Annotated in this window: 19 protein-coding genes; 14 read left to right on the forward strand and 5 right to left on the reverse strand. The window is 71.7% G+C overall.

Annotated elements, in window-relative coordinates:
- The first annotated feature begins 14 nt into the window (after window positions 1-14).
- Window positions 15-812, forward strand: a complete 798-nt coding sequence (locus PSQ21_RS17955; protein ID WP_274031549.1) for a DUF4255 domain-containing protein — start codon at window positions 15-17, stop codon at window positions 810-812.
- On the forward strand, window positions 809-2,887 hold the full coding sequence (locus PSQ21_RS17960; protein WP_274031551.1) for an AAA family ATPase: 2,079 nt from the start codon (window positions 809-811) through the stop codon (window positions 2,885-2,887). Before PSQ21_RS17955 ends, PSQ21_RS17960 begins: the two co-directional genes overlap by 4 nt.
- A gap of 29 nt (window positions 2,888-2,916) precedes the next feature.
- Here the strand turns inward: PSQ21_RS17960 and PSQ21_RS17965 are convergent, their stop codons facing one another.
- The 4 genes from PSQ21_RS17965 to PSQ21_RS17980 form a co-directional block, all read right to left on the reverse strand.
- Entirely contained in the window at window positions 2,917-3,315 is a 399-nt protein-coding gene (locus PSQ21_RS17965; protein WP_097935685.1) for a DNA-binding protein, read from the reverse strand.
- Window positions 3,315-3,596 (reverse strand): hypothetical protein, encoded by a 282-nt coding sequence (locus PSQ21_RS17970; protein ID WP_274031552.1) that lies wholly within the window; start codon window positions 3,594-3,596, stop codon window positions 3,315-3,317. The genes PSQ21_RS17965 and PSQ21_RS17970 overlap by 1 nt, the downstream gene beginning before the upstream one ends.
- A 106-nt stretch (window positions 3,597-3,702) precedes the next feature.
- On the reverse strand, window positions 3,703-4,377 hold the full coding sequence (locus PSQ21_RS17975) for a hypothetical protein (RefSeq protein WP_274031553.1): 675 nt from the start codon (window positions 4,375-4,377) through the stop codon (window positions 3,703-3,705).
- A gap of 5 nt (window positions 4,378-4,382) precedes the next feature.
- Entirely contained in the window at window positions 4,383-8,180 is a 3,798-nt protein-coding gene (locus PSQ21_RS17980) for a phage tail protein (RefSeq protein ID WP_274031554.1), read from the reverse strand.
- A 317-nt stretch (window positions 8,181-8,497) separates the two neighbouring features.
- Between PSQ21_RS17980 and PSQ21_RS17985 the strand changes: the two genes are divergently transcribed.
- The 4 genes from PSQ21_RS17985 (at window position 8,498) to PSQ21_RS18000 (ending at window position 11,182) form a co-directional block, all read left to right on the forward strand.
- Window positions 8,498-10,075, forward strand: a complete 1,578-nt coding sequence (locus PSQ21_RS17985; RefSeq protein WP_274031555.1) for a phage tail sheath family protein — start codon at window positions 8,498-8,500, stop codon at window positions 10,073-10,075.
- Window positions 10,076-10,137: 62 nt separating this feature from the next.
- Window positions 10,138-10,581: a phage tail protein gene (locus PSQ21_RS17990; protein WP_018960795.1), complete on the forward strand. Its 444-nt coding sequence runs from the start codon at window positions 10,138-10,140 to the stop codon at window positions 10,579-10,581.
- Window positions 10,581-11,042: a hypothetical protein gene (locus PSQ21_RS17995; RefSeq protein ID WP_274031556.1), complete on the forward strand. Its 462-nt coding sequence runs from the start codon at window positions 10,581-10,583 to the stop codon at window positions 11,040-11,042. The genes PSQ21_RS17990 and PSQ21_RS17995 overlap by 1 nt, the downstream gene beginning before the upstream one ends.
- Entirely contained in the window at window positions 11,039-11,182 is a 144-nt protein-coding gene (locus tag PSQ21_RS18000; protein WP_274031557.1) for a DUF6760 family protein, read from the forward strand. Before PSQ21_RS17995 ends, PSQ21_RS18000 begins: the two co-directional genes overlap by 4 nt.
- 416 nt (window positions 11,183-11,598) lie before the next feature.
- On the opposite strand, the gene PSQ21_RS18005 is transcribed toward PSQ21_RS18000, so the two are convergent.
- Window positions 11,599-11,760, reverse strand: coding sequence for a hypothetical protein (locus PSQ21_RS18005; protein WP_274031558.1), 162 nt, complete (start codon window positions 11,758-11,760; stop codon window positions 11,599-11,601).
- Between the two features lie 916 nt (window positions 11,761-12,676).
- Between PSQ21_RS18005 and PSQ21_RS18010 the strand changes: the two genes are divergently transcribed.
- From PSQ21_RS18010 to PSQ21_RS18045, 8 genes are all read left to right on the forward strand, one after another.
- Window positions 12,677-13,102 (forward strand): hypothetical protein, encoded by a 426-nt coding sequence (locus tag PSQ21_RS18010; RefSeq protein WP_274031559.1) that lies wholly within the window; start codon window positions 12,677-12,679, stop codon window positions 13,100-13,102.
- 188 nt (window positions 13,103-13,290) lie between these two features.
- Window positions 13,291-13,728: a phage tail protein gene (locus PSQ21_RS18015; protein ID WP_097868117.1), complete on the forward strand. Its 438-nt coding sequence runs from the start codon at window positions 13,291-13,293 to the stop codon at window positions 13,726-13,728.
- A 5-nt stretch (window positions 13,729-13,733) separates the two neighbouring features.
- Window positions 13,734-14,576, forward strand: a complete 843-nt coding sequence (locus PSQ21_RS18020; RefSeq protein WP_274031560.1) for a CIS tube protein — start codon at window positions 13,734-13,736, stop codon at window positions 14,574-14,576.
- A complete protein-coding gene (locus tag PSQ21_RS18025; RefSeq protein ID WP_274031562.1) occupies window positions 14,576-16,564 on the forward strand; it encodes a VgrG-related protein in 1,989 nt (662 codons plus the stop codon). The genes PSQ21_RS18020 and PSQ21_RS18025 overlap by 1 nt, the downstream gene beginning before the upstream one ends.
- Before the next feature lie 38 nt (window positions 16,565-16,602).
- Window positions 16,603-16,893, forward strand: a complete 291-nt coding sequence (locus PSQ21_RS18030; protein ID WP_274031563.1) for a PAAR domain-containing protein — start codon at window positions 16,603-16,605, stop codon at window positions 16,891-16,893.
- 9 nt (window positions 16,894-16,902) lie between these two features.
- On the forward strand, window positions 16,903-17,343 hold the full coding sequence (locus PSQ21_RS18035; protein WP_274031564.1) for a GPW/gp25 family protein: 441 nt from the start codon (window positions 16,903-16,905) through the stop codon (window positions 17,341-17,343).
- A complete protein-coding gene (locus PSQ21_RS18040; RefSeq protein WP_274031565.1) occupies window positions 17,340-19,325 on the forward strand; it encodes a putative baseplate assembly protein in 1,986 nt (661 codons plus the stop codon). Before PSQ21_RS18035 ends, PSQ21_RS18040 begins: the two co-directional genes overlap by 4 nt.
- Before the next feature lie 4 nt (window positions 19,326-19,329).
- A complete protein-coding gene (locus tag PSQ21_RS18045; RefSeq protein ID WP_274031566.1) occupies window positions 19,330-19,941 on the forward strand; it encodes a phage tail protein in 612 nt (203 codons plus the stop codon).
- Window positions 19,942-20,075 lie beyond the last annotated feature (134 nt).

Raw genomic sequence — 20,075 nt, forward strand, 5'->3', positions numbered from 1 at the left:
GAGGCGGTCAGCGGATGATCCATGAGGTGGACGACGTCCTGCGGGCCCTGATCCGGGCGGAGGTGCTGGAGGGCCGCCAGATCGCGGTGGTCTTCGACGCCCCGACCCGGGAGTGGGCGGCCAAGGTCAACGCCCCGATGGTCAACCTCTACCTCTACGACATCCGCGAGGACATGCGGCGGCGGGAGCGCGGCCTGCACAACGAGTACGACGAGCGCGGGGCGATCGTCGCGCGGCGCCGCCCGCCACGCTTCTTCAAGCTGTCGTACCTGATCACGGCGTGGACGAAGCGCCCGGAGGACGAACACCGGCTGCTCTCCTCGCTGCTGGCGTGCCTGCTGCGGTACGAGGCGCTGCCGCCGGAGCGGCTGGCGGGCTCGCTGGCCGAGGTCGGGGCCGCCGTCCCGATGTCGATCGCGCTGCCGCCGCCGGAGGACCGGTCGTTCGCCGATGTGTGGAGTGCGCTCGGGGGCGAGCTGAAGCCCTCGCTGGATCTGGTGATCAGCGTTCCGGTGACGGCCTCGCCGGTCTACGAGGCGGGCCCGCCGGTGGGCGACGAGGGGCTGCGGGCCGAGTTCGGGGACGTACCCGCGCCGGTGCTCGGGGAGGGCGCGGGCGCCGGCGGGACGGAGGCGCAGCCGGGCCGGCCGGGTCTGCCGGTGTACGGGTCGCGTCCCGGGCGGCCGGCCCGGGAGCCTTCCTCCGCACCCTCGGGCGGGGCGCACGGACGGGCGGTGTCGTTACGGATCACCGAGCGGCGGGGTGCGCGCTCGGAAAGACGGGGTACGCCGCCTGAGCAAGGGGACGTATGACGGCGGGGGGCGCCGGCGGCCCGGACCTCCGCGACCTGCTCGCCCGGGCGGCGGCCGTGGAGCGGCGCATCCGGCACGCGGTGGAGCTGAGACGGAGCACCGATCCGGACCCGGACGACGACTTCCGGGGGCTGTACCTCACGGACGACAGCATCGTGCGGCTGCTGGATGGGGAGCGGGCCAGGGCCTTTCCGGAGCTGGACGAACCCTCGGCCGAGGGTTCGCCGACCGGGGAGGGGGCCGCCGAGGCGGAGAACGATTCCCGACTGGCCCGCCTTGCCCGGGAGTTCGGCCTCACCGCGCTCGATACGGAGATCCTGCTCATCGCGCTCGTACCGGATCTGGACGACCGCTTCGAGGCGTTCTACGGCTACCTGAACGACGACGTGTCCCGTCGCCGCCCGTCCGTCGGACTGGCCCTGGGCCTGTCCGGCGCGGCCCTCTCCGACCCGGCGGCCCGTGCCCGGCTGGCCGCGGGGGCGCCGCTGCGGGCCGGCGGGCTGCTCCTGGCGGAGGACCTGAACCGCCCGTTCCTGAGCCGTGCGCTGCGGGTGCCGGACCGGGTGGCCGCGCATCTGCTGGGCGACGACACCCCGGACCCGAGGCTGGCGGACCTGCTGGCCCCGTGGCAGGCCGTGCCCGGGGTGGGTGACCCGGCCCCGCTGGCCGGGGTCCTCGCCGACGGCGTCCGGCTGGCCTACCTGAGCGAGGACCAGGGCGGCGCGGGCACGGCGCTGGCCGCGTCGGCGCTGACGCGGGCGGGCCGGGGCGTCCTGGGCCTGGACCTGGCCCGGCTGGCGGAGGACCCGTCGCCCGCCGAGGCGGTGAACGCCCTGGTCCGGGAGGCGCGCCTGACCGGGGCGGGCCTGGTCTGCGCGCCGCTGGACGCGGTGTCCCGGGAGCGCCCGGGGCTGCTCAGGCTCCTCACGGCGACCCCGGTCCCGACGGTCCTGGTGGGGCGGGCGCCCTGGGACGCGTCCTGGTCGGTCGCCCCGCCCCTGCTGCTGCACGCGCCCCGGGTGGAGCCGTCGGCGCGGGGGGCGCTGTGGCGGGACGCGTACCGGCTCCGGGAGGACAAGCCGCTCCCGCCCGCCATCGCCCCGGACCAGCTGCTGGCCCCGTTCCTCCTCACCCCGGAACAGATCACCGGAGCCGCCCGTTCCGCCGCCCAGGCGGCCCGTCTGGCGGGCGGCGAGCTCACCGCGGACCACGTACGGCGGGGGGCCCGCGCCCAGAACGCGGCGGGCCTGGACCGCCTGGCCCGCCGCATCGAACCCACGGTGACCTGGGACGACCTGGTCCTCCCGCCCGACACCCACACCCAGCTCCGCGAACTCACGGCCCGCGCCCGGCACCGCGACCGGGTGCTGGGGGAGTGGGGGATGCGGCCGGGCGGGGGCCGGGGCCGGGGGGTGTCGGCGCTGTTCGCGGGCGACTCCGGCACGGGCAAGACGATGTCGGCGGAGGTGATCGCCGCCGATCTGGGGCTGGACCTGTACACGGTCGACCTGGCGACGGTGATCGACAAGTACGTGGGCGAGACGGAGAAGAACCTGGAGCGGATCTTCACGGAGGCTGCGGGCGTGAACGGCGTGCTCCTCTTCGACGAGGCGGACGCGATCTTCGGCAAACGCTCGGACGTGAAGGACGCGCACGACCGCTACGCCAACGTGGAGAGCGCGTACCTCCTGCAACGCATGGAGTCCTTCGACGGCCTGGCCATCCTCGCCACCAACCTCCGCGCCAACCTGGACGACGCCTTCACCCGCCGCCTGGACCTGGTCATCGACTTCCCGGTCCCGGACCCCGAGCAGCGCCTGCTCCTGTGGGACCGCTGCCTGGGCCCGACCCTCCCGCGCGGCACGGACCTGGACCTGCCCTTCTGCGCCGAGAACTTCGAGCTGGCGGGCGGCAACATCCGCTCGATCGCGGTGACTTCGGCGTACCTGGCGGCGGAGGCGGGGGGCGCGGTGACGATGGAGACGGTGATCCACGCGATCCAGCGGGAGTACCAGAAGCTGGGGCGGCTGACGTTGGCTTCGGAGTTCGGGCCGTATCTGGGGCTGGTGACCTGAGGGCGGGAGTGGGTGGTTGAGGGCTGGGGTCAGACCTTGACGATGCGCACGCGGTCGCCGCAGAGCATGGTCAGGTCCTCGGGATCGGAGGTCAGGACCACGGCCGGCTTGGGAGCGTGGAGCGCGGTGGCGGCGACCACGGAGTCGATGGCGTACTTGTGCCCGTGAAGGCCCGCGTCGACGAGCAGCGCCATCGCCGTACGCCCGATCTCCTCGGTGACCGGCTCCACGTTCAGCCGGGACACGGCCCAGTTGAAGCGGGCTGAGTTCACCCGCGCGTGGTGTGCCTCGATGAGGGTGAGGATGCTGGTCACGACCCGCATGTCCTCCTGCTCGGCCCCGCGTACCAGAGCCATGACCCGGCGGTCGTCGGCGACCACCTTCGACAGCCCTTCGCTGTCCAGGACGAGGGTGCCCGGCCGGTTCATCAAGCCGCGCTCCCCACGCCGCCGTCGGCGTCTCCGCGCAGCAGGGCGCGGGCGGCGTCGATCTCTGCCTGGCTGAACTCACCGTGCTCAGCTTCGTGGGCGGCGGTCAGCTCGGCGAGGTTGTCGCGCTCGATCTGGCGCTGCACGGCGGCGTCGACGTAGGCGGAGAACCCGCGCTTCCCGACGCGCGCGCGGACGGCGGCGATGTTGCCGGAGTGCAGGCTGACGGAGACGTTGGCGGTGGGGCCTTCACCGGGCCTGTAGGTGACGTCGTCGCTCATGTATGCATTCTAATACAGTCTCTAATAGAAGAGAGTCGGTGCCATACCGGCCACGACCCGGAGCTCGATGGCAGGGGGAAGGAGCGGCACCCGACCCGCCAACTGATCAAGCGGCGGCGAGGCGAGCCGCTCGGTAAATGATCGGTTCGGTGTCCAGTTCCTTCAGCGCGTCCCGGAACTGTTCGGTCGGCTCGGCGCCAGGATTTTCGACGGCCCTCACCAGCCACCCATCCCCGAGCGTCTGGGACGCGTACCCAGGCAGGGCCGACAGCCGAACGCGAACCTGTTCGGTGAGCCCTTCACCGGAGACATAGGTCCACGGTCCGAACTCCTCCGGCAGGTTGGAGCCGGGCCGAAGGCGGGTGGAAGGGTAGATCTGCCCGTGTCCGTCGAGGTGCCATGCCGTCAGATGCGCCATGATCGGACTGAGGCCCGCCACGAGATGTGCTGTCAGGGAAACAGCCATCTCCCATTCCCGCTGGAGAACGTCCCCCGGCTCGTCCAGGTGGATCGTCATGAAGACGGTGCCGACGCCATCCGGCTCGAAGTCGCCGAGACTGACATGAACCCATGAGTTGAGCGCGGGGTGAGCGGGATGCGTGAGGGCGACCGTCATAGCCTCTCCCTCCCCGTTGAGGAAGCGCGTACTGCGGGCACCTTTTGGCTCGAAGCCTTCGCCGGCGAACTGGCCCAGCGCGGCAACGGCTCTGCGCAGCACCGTGCTCTCGGATACCTTTGTCTGAAGGACCAGTTCGCTGCCTGCCGCGTACGAATCACCCATGGCCGTCACCCGCTCCATCTCACGTCGACGCCTATCCGCCTACCCAAGCTCTGTGCGTCCTCGATGACCTCACGGAACGCCGCTTGTGAGCGTTCGTCGAGGCCGCTGAACTCAGGCCACTCGATGATGTGCGTGGTGTATTTTCCGCGACCGCCTTCTATCTGACCGGTGAGCTGGGCTGCCAGCTTAGCCGTCAACTCGGCCCGGCGTTCGCTGCTGAGCTTGCCCGTCACATGCTTGTACTCGATCATGACGTGCCTTGCCTTGTCGTCGATGCGCATCCTTGCCGTGTAGTCGATGCGCTTCTGCCCGACCTTAACCTCGATGCCGGTAAGATCTTCACCTTTCCGGAGGAAGTTCACGATGGCTTCCATCTGCTTACGGATGCCCATGTTGAATGGCCGTTTCTTGTTGGCGCCATTCTCGAGTTGGTTTGCGAGGCCATCGGGATTTCCCTCGAGATCCGGTGCTCCGTCGTGCTTCAGCTTGTCCTGGTGTGTGGCGATCTCGGCGCGATAGGCCTTGATGACCTCCATGTCCGCCCGCAGGATGCCCGCTCCTTTCTGTACATTTTCGTCCGGGTCCACGTGTGTCTTCGGGAAGCTAAGTTTGTCGGCCGACCCGAACCCGCCCGCGCGTTGAATCTGTAGGAACGAGTAGCTCCCGCCGTACAGGAACGTCCCGCTGTCCGGCCGCACGTCGTAGCCGAGCAGTCCCTTCGGTACGTCGGCGACGGGTTTGCCGAGCCAAGGTTCGATGGAGTTCTTCTGCTCGAATATCTGTTTGAGTAAGTCGGCAAGCTTCTTCTGGTCACCGGAGAGCTCCGCCTGCTCCTTGGACATCTTCTGCCTGGACGCCGCTTCCTTCTTCTCAGGGACGTGCACTGCAAGCTTCGCGATCTCGTTCGCCTGACCACCGGCGGCTGTCGCCAACTGCAGCGCTTCCTGAGCCGTCTGCTTGGTCTCGGGCCTGGTCTCCTCGTCGGTGATGACGCGATTGAGGTAGCTCGCAACCGGCTGTTCCGTGCTGGCGACCATCAGCGTGGCCTTGCCGCCGCCCGCCACGACGAAGAGCCGATGCCCGTGCTCGCCCGCAGAGAAACTGACGGTTTCCCAGTCTGGTTTCAGGGTGCGGCCTTCACCCGGCTGCCCTTTCTCCGGCCCTGTCTTGCTCTTATCGCCCTTGCGTTTGGTCCAGAGCGCTTTGCCCTTCTTGGCGATGAAGTCGACGATCTTGTCGATGGCTCGGGTGACCGGTCGTGACACCGACTGGAAGACCGACTTGACCTTGTTGGCCAGGCCGCCGATGCCCAGCAGGGCGGCGAGGAAGCCGATCAGGAGGGGGACGCTGGTGGCGAGGGCGGCTTCGATGAGTTTGGGGACGCCGGCCTGGCCGCCGTTGGCGATGGCGATGACCGCGTCCAGGACCGCGTTGACGAAGTCCGCGATCTGTGCGCCCTGGGTCACGATGAACGTGACGATGTCGATGATTCCCTTGACCGCGCGGACGAATGCGGAGGCGGGGTTGAGGAGGGAGATGATCCAGGTGATGCCTGCGATGAGGACCGTGGGGATCAGGTAGGTCGTGAGTTTGCCGAGGATGGTGGCCTTGAGGTCGCCGGCTTCGGCCTGGATTTCCTTCACCGCGCCGGCCGGGCCTTCGGCGGCGAGTTTCTTTGCGACCGGGACCGAGGTTTCGACCGCGCTCATCGCTTCGTCGGGGACGCCCTTGCGGGTGACGCGGGTGCGGATGTTGTCCCAGGTCAGGCCGAGCATCGAGCCGATGAGCTGGATGATTCCCTTGAGGTCGAATTTCTGCGGGAGGTCCAGGCCCGCCTTCACCGCTGTGCCCAGAAGCCAGGAGACGACACCGGTCTTCAGGTGGTCGGCGATGTTCGTGATGAAGAGGTTCAGGCCCGCGCCGACCGCTTTCACCAGGTTGCCCAGGAAACCGATCGGGTCCTTGATGATCTTCATGATCGCGGAGGCGGCCTTGGCGAGGATGCCCAGGAGCAGGTTCTTCAGCTCGTTGATTGTCTTGATGGCGCCGACGATGGCGTCCTTCGCCTTGTCGATCAGGCCCTTGTTGGCCTCCTGGAGTTTCTTGATCTCCTCGTCGATCTTGTTGAGGGCGGCGGTGTACTTCTGGGCCAGGTCCTGGACCAGTTGCTCCGATTTCTCGTTGACCGTGGCTTCCAGGTCGTCGAACTTCCCCGCGAAGTCCTTCGCCGCCTCCTCGCCGAACTGACGGAGGTCGGACGGGAGTTTGTCGACTTCCGCCTTCAGCTCCGTGCGGCCCTTGGCTATGCGGGCCTTCGCCTTGCCGAGTTCGGCGCCGATGATGTCCGCCACCGATGAGATGACCGTCTGCATGCGGGAGACGTAGAGCTTGCGGGACTCCTGGTAGAGGTCGTTCGCCGCCTTCGGCAGGCCGGCGAACTTGTCCTTGATCCAGCGGCCCTTGCCCATGAGGCCCGAGTACCGCTTGTCCTTGTACTTCTTCATCCGGCTCTTGTGGTCGGCCGTGAACGCGTCCCGCGCTGACTTCTCGCCCGACGTGAACGCCGTGTCCACCTTCTTGTCCAGGCCGGACAGGGTGTCCTCGACGTCCTTCTTCGTGCCGTCGTAGACCTTCTGGAGTTTCGCCGTGACCTCGGCGCGCTTCTTCTCGTCCTTCGACTTCGTGTCGTTCTTCCCGCCGTCGACCTGTTTGCCGGCGGTGGCGCGGGTGGAGGTGAGGCCCGCCATCGCCTGGGCCCCGGAGGCCGCCGCGTTCTGTTTGGCGGTGGAGAGCTGCTGGTCCTCCGCCGCCTTTCCCTTCGCGGGGGCCTTCGCCGCGTCCGCCTCGGAGGTCTTCTTGGCCGACAGGGCCTCGTTGAACTCCGGTTCGTTGCCCTTGGCGAGCTGTTCCTCGGTGACCTCGGCGTCCGCCATCGCCTTGTCGTTCTCGGCCGGCCCCTCGGAGAAGTCCGTGACGGCCGCGGGCTGCTTCTCGGGGACCGCGTCCGTCGCGGAGGGGGCGCCGGGGTTGGCGGGGGCCTGGTCGGGGGTGAGCGGGGTGACCTCCTTGTCCTTGGCGGCGGAGGTGTCGGGCGGGGCCTTCGTCGCCGTGTCGATGTCCTTGGCGGAGGACTCCTTGCCGTCGGTGACCTTGCCGTCGACCTCCGCCTTGACCTGGTCCGCCTTGCCGGACTTGGCGAACTTGTCGGCCTCGTCGAGGTTCTTGGGGGCCTGGGAGTCGATGGCCTTGTTCACCGCGTCGATGAACGCCTTCTTGTCGAACTCCCCCGGCTTCGCCGCGTTCATCTTCTCGGCGTTCGCCGCCTTGCCCTGGGCCTCCTTGTCGTCCGGCGGGGCCACCGCCGCGTCCTGCGAGGCCTTCGACTCCGCCGCCGCCGGGGCGTGCGCGGCGAGCCGGGTCTTCTTCGCCGCCACATCCGCCTTCATGGTGCGGAAGCGGGCCGACTGCGCCGGCGGCGTCTTCACCGGCGCGGTGTACCGCTGGGCGACCAGTCGCGACACCGCCCCGTTCCCCGCCATGCGCTGCAACCGTTGGATGGAGCGGCGGTCGGGGGGCGGGGCCGCGGTCGCCCGTTCCGCGCGCGGCGCTTCCGAGCGGGAGAGTCCGAGGACCGCCCCGTGGTCCGGTGCGTGTACGGCGTCGGGGCTCGGGATGCGTACGGCGTCGGAGCTTGGGGTGTGTACGGCGTCAAGGTCCGGGGTGCGTACGGCGTCGAGGTCCTGGGCGCGTGCCGCGTCGTGGCGGGGCGGCGTGGCGGAAGGCTTCTCCGGAACCGCCTTCATCCGCCCCTCCCGCCCTCCCGCCCCTCCCGCCCCCGACGGCCAGGAGGCCGCCCGGATGGCCCGGACGGTCCGGATGTGGTGCATGCGTGGTGGCTGTCACTGTGCCGGGGAACCCGGGGACGTACGCAGCGCGCGCGGACCGCGTACGGGGCAGGGCGGGGCGGCACCCACGGCGCGGTCGCGTTGCCTCATCGGGCAGCTCTCGATGCGCGGCGGGGCGGCCGACCGTCCGTTCCCGGTGATCGCCGCAGTGGCGAGAATGGCCCGCGTCCCACGGTCGAGCAGTGCGTCCAGGAGTGTGTCGAGGAGAGGCCCTTATGCCGTCGTACCTGTCCCCCGGCGTCTACGTCGAAGAGGTCGAGTCCGGATCCCGGCCGATCGAAGGGGTGGGCACCTCGGTCGCCGCCTTCGTCGGCTTCGCGCAGAAGGGCCCGTTCGACGAGCCGACGCTGATCACCAACTGGAGCCAGTTCGTCGCCACGTTCGGTGACTTCGTCGACGGGGCCTACCTCGCTACCTCCGTCTACGGGTTCTTCGCCAACGGTGGCGGCGTCTGTTACGTCGTCCGCGTCGACGACGGCACGACAGCGGCTCACGTCGGGGCCGGCGCGGGTGACGAGGGCGACACCGGGGCAGCCGGTGCGAGCGGCGAGCTGCCCGTCGGCGCGGAGGTCCCGGTCGGGCCCTACGCCGTACGGCCCCGGCCGGGTGTGAGCGGCGAGATCAGTGTGGAGGTCGCCCCGGTGGAGGGCGACGACCCGCCCGCCGACGTCTTCCGGTTCCTGGTCATGCGGGACGGCCAGGTCGTGGAGACGTACCCCTCCGTCACCACCAAGCGCAGCAAGGACAACGTCGCCACCCGCGTCAACGCCACGTCCGAGCTGATCGAGGTACGGGAGTCGGGGCGCGGCGCCGCCCCCGCCCCGCCCGCGCCGCAGACGGTGGTCCTCGCCCCGGCCGCCCCCGTCGCCGGCAGCTCCGGTGCGCTGGCCCCCGAGGTGTACGTCGGCGACGCCGACCGCCGTACGGGGCTCGGCGGCCTCGAAGCGGTCGACGAGGTCACCATGATCGCCTTGCCCGACCTGATGAGCGCCTACGAACGCGGGCTGCTGGACCTGGAGTCGGTCATCGCCGTGCAGCAGGGGCTGATCTCCCACTGCGAGCTGATGGGCGACCGGGTGGCCATCCTCGACCCCCCGCCCGGCCTCACCCCGCAGCAGATCCGCGGCTGGCGCACCGGGCAGGCCAACTTCGACTCCAAGTACGCCACGCTCTACTACCCGTGGATCAGCGTGGCCGACCCCGCGTCCGGCCGCGCCACCCTCGTACCGCCCAGCGGGCACATCGCCGGGGTCTGGGCGCGCAACGACGACACGCGCGGCGTGCACAAGGCCCCGGCGAACGAGGTCGTCCGGGGAGCCGTGGCGCTGGCGACCCAGCTCACCAAGGGCGAGCACGACCTCCTCAACCCGATCGGGCTGAACTGCATCCGCGCCTTTCCCGGCCGGGGCATCCGGGTGTGGGGCGCGCGGACGCTGGCCTCCGACCCGGCCTGGCGGTATCTGAACGTCCGGCGGCTCTTCAACTACCTGGAGGAGTCGATCCTCGCCGGTACGCAGTGGGTCGTCTTCGAGCCGAACGACGACGCCCTGTGGGCCCGTGTCCGGCGCACCGTCTCGGCGTTCCTCGTCAACGAGTGGCGCAAGGGGTCGCTGTTCGGGCTGACCCCCGAGGAGGCGTTCTACGTGAAGTGCGACCGCGAGACGAACCCGCCGGAGAGCATCGACGCCGGGCAGGTCATCTGCGAGATCGGGGTCGCGCCTGTCAAACCGGCCGAGTTCGTGGTGTTCCGGCTCTCCCAGCTGACCGGCGGCAGCGGTGGTGTCGACGAATGACCGCCCGCCGCCCCCGTTGACCGCTGACAGCCCGTTCCTGAGCCTGGCGTTAGGAGTCTGCTGTGCCACTTCCCGATCTCGACAGTTCCGTCGGGCATTCCTTCGGCCTCGAATTCGACAGCGTCATCATCAAGCAGATCACCGAGGTCAGCGGTCTGAAGATGGAACAGGACGTCATCGAGCTGAAGCAGAACACCTTCGACGGCAAGTACGCCATCAAGAAGCTGCCCGGCCGCCCCAAAGCGGGCGAGGTCACCGTGACGCGCGGGCTCACCGAGGACAACAGCTTCGAGCGGTGGATCAAGGATTCGCGGTTCGGCCGCATGACGAACGCCCGCCGCAACGGAGCGGTCATCGTCTACGACTACGAGGGCCTGCCGATCAAGCGCTACAAGCTCATCAACGCCTGGCCGAAGTCCCTGGAGATCGGCACCCTCAAGGCCGGTGACACCTCGGTGCTGACCGAGAAGCTGGCGATCACCTACGAGGCGATGGAACTCGACTGATGCGCCGCTCGGTCCAGTTCCAGAGCCCGGAGCAGGTCGAGGCCGGGGCGGCAGCCGGGGGCCGGAGCGGCTCCGCGCGTCAACAGGAGACGCTGCGCACGGAGTTCGGCTTCGAGCTGCCGCGCGGTTACGTCGACGAGTCGGGGACCGTCCACCGTACGGGCGTGATGCGCCTCGCCACCGCACGCGACGAACTCGTCCCCCTGCGGGACGACCGGGTCAGGGAGAACTCGGCCTATCTGTCGGTGGTCCTCATCTCCCGGGTGGTGACGCGCATCGGCACGGTCGAGGACATCCACCCCGGCGTCATCGAGGATCTGTTCGCCTCCGACCTGGCCTTCCTCCAGGACTTCTACCGCCGGATCAACGCCGAGGGGCACACCCGTGCCGCCGTCACCTGCCCGTCCTGCGACGAGGAGTTCGCGGTGAATCTCGCCGGTGGCCGCCTGGGGGAATCGTGACGTACGCGGCCGACCTGCTCTACGAGGAGGTCGCGTACCTCGCCTACCACTTCCACTGGCCGCTGGACGACCTGCTGGACCTGGAACATCCGGAACGCCTGGAGTTCGTCGCTCAGGTCGCCCGTCTCAACGGGCACTGAGGCCCTGGCCGACGACCGGGCTGGGCACACCGCGCAGGGGAGGACGAGGAGCTCATGGGGTTGATGTCCTGGCTGTGGGGCGGCCGCGGCGGCGCCGCCGCCCGCTCCGGCGATGCGCCCGCCCCCGCCCCCGTTCCCGGGCCCGCGCGCGCGGCTGATCGTGGCGAACGGGTCGACGTGAACCGGTTGGAGCCGCTCCAGCGGATGGTTTCCGGGCAGCAACTGACGGTGGGGCCGGCGGAGTTCGAGGCGTCGCTCGCCACCCGCCAGGACACCGCGCTCGGGACCCCGCTCGGGCATCTGGTGAGCCCTGACGCTCCGGCCGGACTTCTGCGCGGGGTCGGCGTCGCGGAATCGGCCCCGTCGCCGCCGTCCCCGTCCCCGTCCCCGTCCCCGTCGCCGTCGTCGGTCGCGGCTCAGCGGTCCGTGGACATGCCGTTGCGGGGGTCGGTGACCCACTTCGGCCGGCCGGGCGGGCCCGAGGCCGTACCGGGGATGGTGCCCGCGCCACCCGCGCCCGCGCCCGCGCCCGTACCCGTACCCGTACAGCGTCTGTACGGCGGTGAGAACTCGGCCATGACGTCCTCCGCCGGGGAGGAGCTGCCCGTGCGGCGTCTGCTGGGGGAGCGGCCCGTCGTGGCGGAGCCCACGCCTCCGGCCCTGTCGTCCGACCCTCCGGCCGCCCCGGCCTCCGGCAGCGTCGGCGTTCAGCGGGCGGCGATGCCTCCGGCGGGGGAGCGGCCCCGGCGGGTTCCGGGGCTCGGTGCGCCGCTGCCCGGTCTGCCGCCGACCGCTCAGCGTCGGGCCGCCTCCGCCCCGGATGACTCCGGGAGCCGGGTGCCGCCTGCCGTCCCCGCCGCTCCTGCCGCCCCGGTCGCCCAAGGCCTTTCCGCTGACGGACGGGCAGGGGATGCCGACGGGCCCGTCGCCCCCTTGCTCGGTGACGATCGGTTGGTGGGGGAGGCGGCCCCGAGCCGGCCTGATGACCTGGGAGTGGGCGCGCCTGTTCCTGGGGGCGGTGGGGGCGGTGGGGGCGATGTGGGTGGCGTCGGGGGCACCGGGGGCATCGGAAGCTTCGTCCAGCGGTCGGCCGGCCCGCCAGCCCCCTCCGGCCCGCCCGCCGCCCCGCCCGCCCCTGCTGACGGCGGGCCCGTCGCCCCCCTCCTGGGCGGCCGGCCCCTGGTCCCGCGGAACGTCGACGTACAGCGTGCCGTGGAGCCGCGTTCCGGGCCCGCCGGGATGTCCGCGCCGGATCCGGGCGGCTCCGCCTCGCCCCCCGAGGGTGTACCGGTCCGGTGGGCCGGGGCCGGGGCCGGGGTAGGGGACGGGGGTCCGACGAGCGGCCCCGGTGTCTCCGTGGGGCCCGCGCCCCCGCCCCTTGCCCCGGCCGGTCCGCCCTCCGTGGGCTCCGTGGGCTCCGTGGGCTCCGCATCCTCCGCACCCTCCGCGTCCCTTCAGCGGCGGGCAGCCGGAGGGCCTCCGGTTCCGGCCTCGGTGGCGCGTTCCCTGCCGGGTTCCGGCAGTGCGCGTCGGCTGCCCTCGGCCGGTGCCGTGGCGGTGGCGGCCGGGGTGGCCCAGCGGATGGCCGACGGCAGCGTCGTCTTCGGGGGCGCGCCGGTCTCCGGCACCTCGCGGCCGGTCGTCCAGCGGGACTCCGAGGCCGACGAGGTCGTCGAGGAACCGCCGCCGCCCGAGCCCGACCCCGTAACGGAACCGGAGGAGGACAGCGCGGAGCCCGAGTCCGGCCCCGTAACGGAGGCGGGGGGCGGAGCCGGGGCTGCCCCGAAGGACGGCAAGGGCGCTCCCGCCGTCACGGACGAGCTGGTCCGGGCCCTGTACGCCCCGCTGAGCCGGCTCCTGAAGAACGACCTCCGGCTGGAACGTGAACGCGCCGGTCATCTCATCAACACCCGCCACTGACCGCCCCGCCTGACAGCGCCACACCTCGACCGCTCCAGCTCCCCGACCGCTCCAGCTCCCCGACCGCTCCGGCTTCCCGACCGCTCGACCGCCCAGCTGCTCCGCTCCCCACCGCTCCGCTCCCCAGCCGCTCCGCTCCCCGACCGCTCGACTGCCCGATCGCTCGACCGAACTGAGAGGTACGTGCCATGGCCACCGCCCAGGACAGCGACCCCGCCGTCAGCGTCTGCTTTGTCGTGACCATCGACGACATCGAACTCGGGTCGTTCAACACGTGCGAGGGCCTCGGCTGCGAAGTGGTCCTCGAAACGCGCGAGGAGGGCGGCAACAACGGGCATCTGTGGCAGCTGCCGACCCGGCTGAAGTACAGCAACGTGAAATTGTCGCGGCCGCTCACCCGGGAGACGGAGAAGGTGGCGCGCTGGTTCGCCACGATGACCACCGGGTTCAGCCGCAAGACCGCGCACATCGAGGCGCGGACCGGGGACGGTCAGAAGGTCGCCCAGTGGGGCCTGTTGGAGGTCGTGCCGGTGCGCTGGACCGGGCCGAGGTTCACGCCCGAGTCGCCGAAGGTCGCGATGGAGACCATCGAGATCGCCCACCACGGTTACGTGATGGAGGGCTGAGGACGATGAGCGGTGCGGGTCCCATCGCGTTCAGCGCGGCCGGTACGTCGGGGGTGGCCTCGGCGGCGAAGGGCGGTTCGGCGCGGCCCAAGCTGGAGCACGCCTATCTGGAACTGCGGACCCCGCCGACCGGGGGCGGGCTGACGCCCGGCGGGCCGTGCGGGCGGATCGACTTCCAGTTCAACCCCAAGGAGCTGAGCCTGACCAAGGCGGCCTCCTGGAAGCGGAGTCCGGCGAAGGGGGCGAAGAGTTCGGGCCCGCCGGAGTACCAGGGCTCCCAGCCCAGCAAGCTCACCGTCGAGATGTTCTTCGACGCCAGCGACACCCAGGACACCCGGGTCGTCACCTCGGTGGAGCAGCTCTTCGCGTGCTGCGTGCCGACGGACGAGACCCGGCAGCAGCAGCGGTCGTCCCCGCCGTGGGTCGTCTTCCACTGGGGCGGGCTGACGGGCTTTCCCGGTTACGTGAGCCAAGTCGCGGCCAAATACACGCTGTTCACGACCTCGGGCGTGCCGATCCGGGCGGTCTGCCAGGTCACCATGGAGGAGATCAGCGGCGAGACGCCCGGCCAGAACCCGACCTCGGGCGCGCTCGCCGCCCGGCGCGTCCACCGCGTCGGCTCGGGCGACTCGCTGCCCTCGCTCGCCCACCGGGAGTACGGGGACCCCGGGGCCTGGCGGGTGATCGCCGAGGCGAACGGGATCGACGACCCGATGCGGCTGGCCCCCGGCACCCAGCTCCTGCTGCCCGCCCTGGACGAGCTGGCCCGGCTGAGGGACAAGGGCAGGGGCAGGGACGCCTCGGACCGGGGCGCTGCCCAGACCGCCCGGGGCAGGGGGCGGGGCTGATGGCGGGGCAGGGGGTTTCCACGGCGTTGACGGTGGAGTTCGGCGGCACGCCGCTGCCCGCGAAGTTCGTGAACACGCTGGTCGAGGGCTATGTCGACGACAGCCGTACGCTCCCCGACCTGTTCCTGCTGCGGTTCCGGGACCCCGACCGGGTGCTGCTGGAGCAGGCCGGGCTGAAGATCGGCACCGAGGCCCGGCTGCTGGCCCGCGCGGGCGGCGACACCGAGCCGAAACCGCTGCTGGAGGGGGTCGTCACCGCACTGGAGGTGGAGCTCGACGAGTCCGGCACGTTCACCGTCGTCCGGGGGCTCGACGAGTCGCACCGGCTGTTCCGGGGCCGCCGGGTGGCCAGCTACCAGAACATGACGCTCACCGACATCTGCGGCCAGGTCGCCCAGCGCGCCGGGCTGAAGCCGGGCCCGGTCGACGTCGCCGGTCCCGTACTGGAGCACATCGCCCAACCCAACATCACCGACTGGGAGTTCGTGCGGGGCCTCGCGGAGGAGGCGGGCGCGCAGGCGTACGTACGGGAGGGGCAGCTCCACATCACGAAGCCGGCGGAGGCGGTCGGCGCGCCCGACGCCTCGGTGCGCGCCGACCGCGACCCGCTCGTCCTGGAGCTGGGCAGCAACCTGCTGCGCTGCCGGGCCGGGGTGTCGGCCGCCGAGCAGGTCTCCGAGGTGGAGGTGCGCGGCTGGGACGTCCGGGCGAAGCAGCCGCTGGTGGGCCGGGCCCCGGCGGGCTCGTCCCCGACGCTGGAGCTGGGGGTGACGGCGGCGGAGGTGTCGGCCCCGTTCGGCGAGGCCCGGTTCGTGGTGACCGACGCGGCGTACGGGGCGCAGGCCCAGGTCGACCAGGCGGCGAAGGCGCTGGCGGAGCGGATCGCCGGGTCGTTCGCGGAGCTGGAGGCGGTGATCCGTGGGAACCCGGAGGTCCGGGCGGGCAGCGCGGTGGCGCTGAACGCGGTGGGCGCGCCGTTCGAGGGCCGGTACACGGTGACGACCTCGCGCCATGTCTTCGACGCCGTACGCGGGTACGAGACCTGGATCACCGTGTCGGGGCAGCAGGAGCGGTCGGTGTACGGGCTGACGGGCGGCTCCCCGGCGGCGGCGGGCGGTTCGCGGTGCGCGGGGCTGGTCAGCGGGACGGTGACGGACACCCAGGATCCGGAGGGGTCCGGGCGGGTGAAGGTGCGGTTCCCGTGGCTCTCCGACGAGTACGCGAGCGACTGGGCGCGCACGGCGCAGTCCGGCGGTACGGGGGGTGGCGAGGCGTTCATCCCGGAGGTGGGCGACGAGGTGCTGGTCGGTTTCGAGCACGGGCATCTGGACCGGCCGTACGTCCTGGCGGGGCTGTACAACGGGCAGGACCGGCCGGGGGGTGGGGGCCCGCCCGGCGGTGCTCCTGGCGCCCCCGGCGCGGCTGGTGCTCCGGGCGCTTCTGGCGCCCCCGGGGCCCCCGGCTCGGCTGGCGCCCCTGGTGCCCCCGGTGCTTCAGGCGCTGCGGGAAGTGCGGGAGGCGGGGATGAACTCGTCGATCCCACCACCGGTGCGGTGAACCGTCGCGCCTTCGCGTCGAAGAGCGGAAACCAGCTGGAGCTGCTGGACGCCGCCAACGGTCCGCAGGGCGTCCGGCTCCGTACCGGTGACGGCAAGCTCACCATCGACCTCGACCGCAAGGGCACCGCCATCGTCATCGGCAGTGACGGCAGCGTGACCATCGAGGCCAAGGAGCAGGTCTCCATCCGGGCGGCCGACGGTGTCGCCCTGGAAGCGGGGCGCGGGGCGCTCGAACTGACTGGTGAGAGCGTCACGTTGACCGCCCGCAAAGGCGTGTCCGTGGACGGCGGCACCGGGAAGGTCGGCATCGCGGCACAGGGCCCGGTGGAGGTGCGGGGCGGCGAGGTCACGGTGGACGGAAGCCGCCGGACGGAGATCAAGAGCGGGGGTTCGGTGAGCGTCAACGCGCCCATGGTGAAGCTCAACTGACGCCACGACAGTCCGTACGCACGGGAGGAGAGCACAGCATGTCCGACGCAACAGCCGCTCCGGCGGCCCGGGTCGGCGACCCCACCGGCCACCCCGGCACGGTAGGGCCGCCCGGAGTCCTGTCCGTGCTCATCGGCGGTAAGCCCGCCGCCACCGTCGGGACCGCCCACCTGTGCTCCTCGCCCGCCGCTCATCCGCCGACCGTCCTCGCGCCGCCCGGCAGTTCGACGGTGTTCATCGGCGGGCAGCCGGCCGCCCGCGTCGGGGTTCTGGCGGGCTGCGGTTCCCCGGTGCTCTCCGGCTGCCCGACCGTACTGATCGGCGGGTGAACGGGACCCATGGGGCAGCAGTTCATCGGCGCGGGCTGGGCGTTCCCGCCGCGCACGGACGCCACCGGGTCCATCGCGCTGGTGCACGGCGAACACGAGCTGGAGGAGTCGATCCGGCTGATCCTGGCCACCTCGCCGGGGGAGCGGCCCATGCGGCCGGAGTTCGGCTGCGCGGTCAACGACTACGTGTTCGCCCCGGCGGACGCGGGGACCGCCGGGCAGCTCGCGTACGAGGTGCGGCTCGCGCTGGAGCGGTGGGAGCCCCGGATCGAGGTGACCGAGGTCGTCGTCCGGTTCGACGAGGCGGACAACGGCGTCCTCTACATCGACATCGGCTACACCGTGCGCGGCGCGAACGACCCCCGCAACCTCGTCTTCCCGTTCTACGTGATCCCGCAGCACGCCGAGTCCACCGAGGCATCGGCCGACGACGAGGAGGCGGGCGCGTGACCCTGCCCAGCCCGCATCTGGACGACCGCACCTTCCAGGGCCTGGTCGACGAGGCGAAACGCCTGGTGCAGCAGCGCTGCCCGGAGTGGACCGACCACAATGTCTCCGACCCCGGCGTGACGCTGATCGAGGCGTTCGCGACCATGGTCGACCAGCTCGTCTACCGGGTGAACCGGGTCCCGGAGAAGAGCTATCTGACCTTCCTCGACCTCATCGGGGTCCAGCTCCACCCGCCGACCGCCGCCCACACCGAGGTGACGTTCCGGCTCTCCGCCCCCCGGCCCGAACCGGTGCTGGTGCGGGCCGGCACGGAGGTCGCCACCGTCCGTACGGAGACGGAGGAGGCGGTCGTCTTCACCACCACCGAGCCGCTCTCCATCGTGCCGTGCGCCTTCGCCCACCTGGCCACCTGGCCCTCGCCCGGGGAAGCCGTCGACCGGACCGAGGAGCTGACGCTCGGCCGGGACGTGCCCGTCTTCGGTGCGACGCCCGCCCCCGGCGACTGCCTGTACGTCGGCCTGTCGGCCGCGGTGCCCGCAGGCGTGCTGGCGCTCCGGCTGGACTGCACGGTGGACGGCGTCGGGGTCGACCCGGACCGGCCGCCGATCCTCTGGGAGGCCTGGGACGGGTCGAGTTGGGCGACCTGCGAGGTGGAGAAGGACGACACCGGCGGCTTCAACCGGTCCGGCGAGCTGATCCTCCACCTGCCGCGCACCCATGTCCCGGCGGCCGTCGTCCGCCGCACCGGCGGCTGGCTGCGCTGCCGGCTGATCGAGGCGGAGCCGGGCCGGCCGACGTACATGGCCCCACCCGTCGTACGCGGCATCACCGCCTTCACCATCGGCGCGACCGTCGCCGCCGAACACGCCGAGACCGTCACCGACGAGGTGCTGGGCCAGGCGGAGGGCGTCCCCGGGCAGGTGTTCCGGCTGGCCAGGCCGCCGGTGGTGCCGGGAGAGTTCGTGGTCGAGGTGACGGACCCGGCCGCCGCCGACACCGCGAGCGGAGGCTCGGACGTCACCCGCTGGACCCGGGTCGACGACTTCGCGCACTCCGGCCCCGAGGACCGGCACGTCACGCTCGACCCGAACGCGGGACGCGTCGAGTTCGGCCCCGCCGTACGCGAACGGGACGGCTCCGTACGCCACTACGGCCGCGTCCCGGTCAAGGGCGCCACGGTCCGGGTCCGTTCCTACCGCAGGGGCGGCGGGCTGCGCGGCAACGTCGCCCGCTCCACGCTCCGGGTCCTGCGCAGCGCGATCCCGTACGTCGCCCGGGTCGAGAACCGCCGGCCGGCGCTCGGGGGCGTGGACGGCGAGAGCGTCGACAGCGCCCGGGTGCGCGGGCCCATGACGCTGCGCACCCTGCACCGGGCCGTCGTCCCGCACGACTACGAACTCCTCGCCCGGGAGATCGCCCCGGACGCGGCCCGGGTCCACTGCATCCGGGCCGGTACGCAGGACAGTGCGGAGGCTTCCGACGCGGGCGGGGTGCGGCTGCTCGTCGTCCCCGCCGGGAGCGGCGACGAGCAGGGCCGGATCGCGTTCGACGAGCTGATCCCGCCCGCGAACACGCTCGCCCTGATCGCCGGACACTTGGACGCCCGGCGGCCCATCGGGGCCCGGCTGGTCGTCGAGCCGCCGTTCTACCAGGGCGTCACCGTCGTCGCCCTGGTCCAGGCGGAGCGCGGGGCGGTCGCGGAGAAGGTCCGGATAAGCGCACTGGCCGCGCTGTACGGGTACTTCAACCCGCTCACCGGCGGGCCGGCCGGGGAGGGCTGGCCGTTCGGCAGGCCCGTCCAGTCGGGGGAGGCGTTCGCCGTGCTCCAGCGCGTGCCGGGGGTCGACCTGGTGGAGGACGTCCGCCTGTACCGGGCGGACCCGGTCACCGGCGAACGCACCGACGCCACCGCGAAGATCGCGCTGGACCCGCACGCGCTGGTCTTCAGCTACGAGCACCAGCTCCGGGTGAGGGGGGCCTGAACCGATGCGCGGTGGAATACCGGGGCTGCCGACCCCGCACCCCCTGATCGACCGGCTCCCGGCCGTCTACCTGGAACAGGACTTCCTCCAGCGCTTCCTGGCCGCCCTGGACGACGTCCTGGCCCCCGTCCTCCTCTCCATCGACAACCTGCCCGCCCACCTGGACCCGCGCAGTGCCCCCGACGACTTCCTCGACTGGCTGGCCCAGTGGGTGGCCGCCGACCTCCACGAGGGCAGCCCGCCGGAGCTGCGCCGGGCGGCGGTGCGCGGCGCGGTCGCCCGGCACGCCCGGCGCGGCACGGCGGGCGGCCTGGCGGAGGCGCTCCGGCTGGAGACCGGTACGGAACCGGAGATCATCGAGAGCGGCGGCACCGCTTGGTCGACCGGGCCCGGCACTCCGCTGCCGGGCCAGGCCCGCCCCTGGGTGACCATCCGGATCCGGACGATGGCCGATGGCGGCGGGGACGGGGACGGGGACGGAAATAGGGATGGGGACGGAGATGGGGATGGGGATGGGCGCCCGGCCGGCATCCGGCAGCCGGACCGGGTGCGGCTGGAGGAGCTGATCGGCGCGGAGGTCCCGGCGCACGTCGGATTCACCCTGGAGCTGCTGTGATCTGCGACGAGTGCGGACACCGGAACCCACCGGGGCGGGAGTTCTGCGTGGCGTGCGAGGCGTTTCTGGGGTGGGAGGCAGGGGAGGACCCGCCTGCCCCGAACGCGCCTGCCCCGAACGCGCCCGCCTCGAAC

It is taken from the genome of Streptomyces sp. MMBL 11-1 (genome assembly GCF_028622875.1).
In the GTDB taxonomy this organism is placed as follows: Bacteria; Actinomycetota; Actinomycetes; order Streptomycetales; family Streptomycetaceae; genus Streptomyces.

Bases quoted from the DNA above. Each gene is read 5' to 3' on its own strand.
- PSQ21_RS17955 (WP_274031549.1), top strand. From the start codon at position 15: ATGATCCATGAGGTGGACGACGTCCTGCGGGCCCTGATCCGGGCGGAG.
- PSQ21_RS17960 (WP_274031551.1), top strand. From the start codon at position 809: ATGACGGCGGGGGGCGCCGGCGGCCCGGACCTCCGCGACCTGCTCGCC.
- PSQ21_RS17965 (WP_097935685.1), bottom strand. From the start codon at position 3,315: ATGAACCGGCCGGGCACCCTCGTCCTGGACAGCGAAGGGCTGTCGAAG.
- PSQ21_RS17970 (WP_274031552.1), bottom strand. From the start codon at position 3,596: ATGAGCGACGACGTCACCTACAGGCCCGGTGAAGGCCCCACCGCCAAC.
- PSQ21_RS17975 (WP_274031553.1), bottom strand. From the start codon at position 4,377: ATGGGTGATTCGTACGCGGCAGGCAGCGAACTGGTCCTTCAGACAAAG.
- PSQ21_RS17980 (WP_274031554.1), bottom strand. From the start codon at position 8,180: ATGAAGGCGGTTCCGGAGAAGCCTTCCGCCACGCCGCCCCGCCACGAC.
- PSQ21_RS17985 (WP_274031555.1), top strand. From the start codon at position 8,498: ATGCCGTCGTACCTGTCCCCCGGCGTCTACGTCGAAGAGGTCGAGTCC.
- PSQ21_RS17995 (WP_274031556.1), top strand. From the start codon at position 10,581: ATGCGCCGCTCGGTCCAGTTCCAGAGCCCGGAGCAGGTCGAGGCCGGG.
- PSQ21_RS18005 (WP_274031558.1), bottom strand. From the start codon at position 11,760: ATGGCCGAGTTCTCACCGCCGTACAGACGCTGTACGGGTACGGGTACG.
- PSQ21_RS18015 (WP_097868117.1), top strand. From the start codon at position 13,291: ATGGCCACCGCCCAGGACAGCGACCCCGCCGTCAGCGTCTGCTTTGTC.
- PSQ21_RS18020 (WP_274031560.1), top strand. From the start codon at position 13,734: ATGAGCGGTGCGGGTCCCATCGCGTTCAGCGCGGCCGGTACGTCGGGG.
- PSQ21_RS18025 (WP_274031562.1), top strand. From the start codon at position 14,576: ATGGCGGGGCAGGGGGTTTCCACGGCGTTGACGGTGGAGTTCGGCGGC.
- PSQ21_RS18030 (WP_274031563.1), top strand. From the start codon at position 16,603: ATGTCCGACGCAACAGCCGCTCCGGCGGCCCGGGTCGGCGACCCCACC.
- PSQ21_RS18035 (WP_274031564.1), top strand. From the start codon at position 16,903: ATGGGGCAGCAGTTCATCGGCGCGGGCTGGGCGTTCCCGCCGCGCACG.
- PSQ21_RS18045 (WP_274031566.1), top strand. From the start codon at position 19,330: ATGCGCGGTGGAATACCGGGGCTGCCGACCCCGCACCCCCTGATCGAC.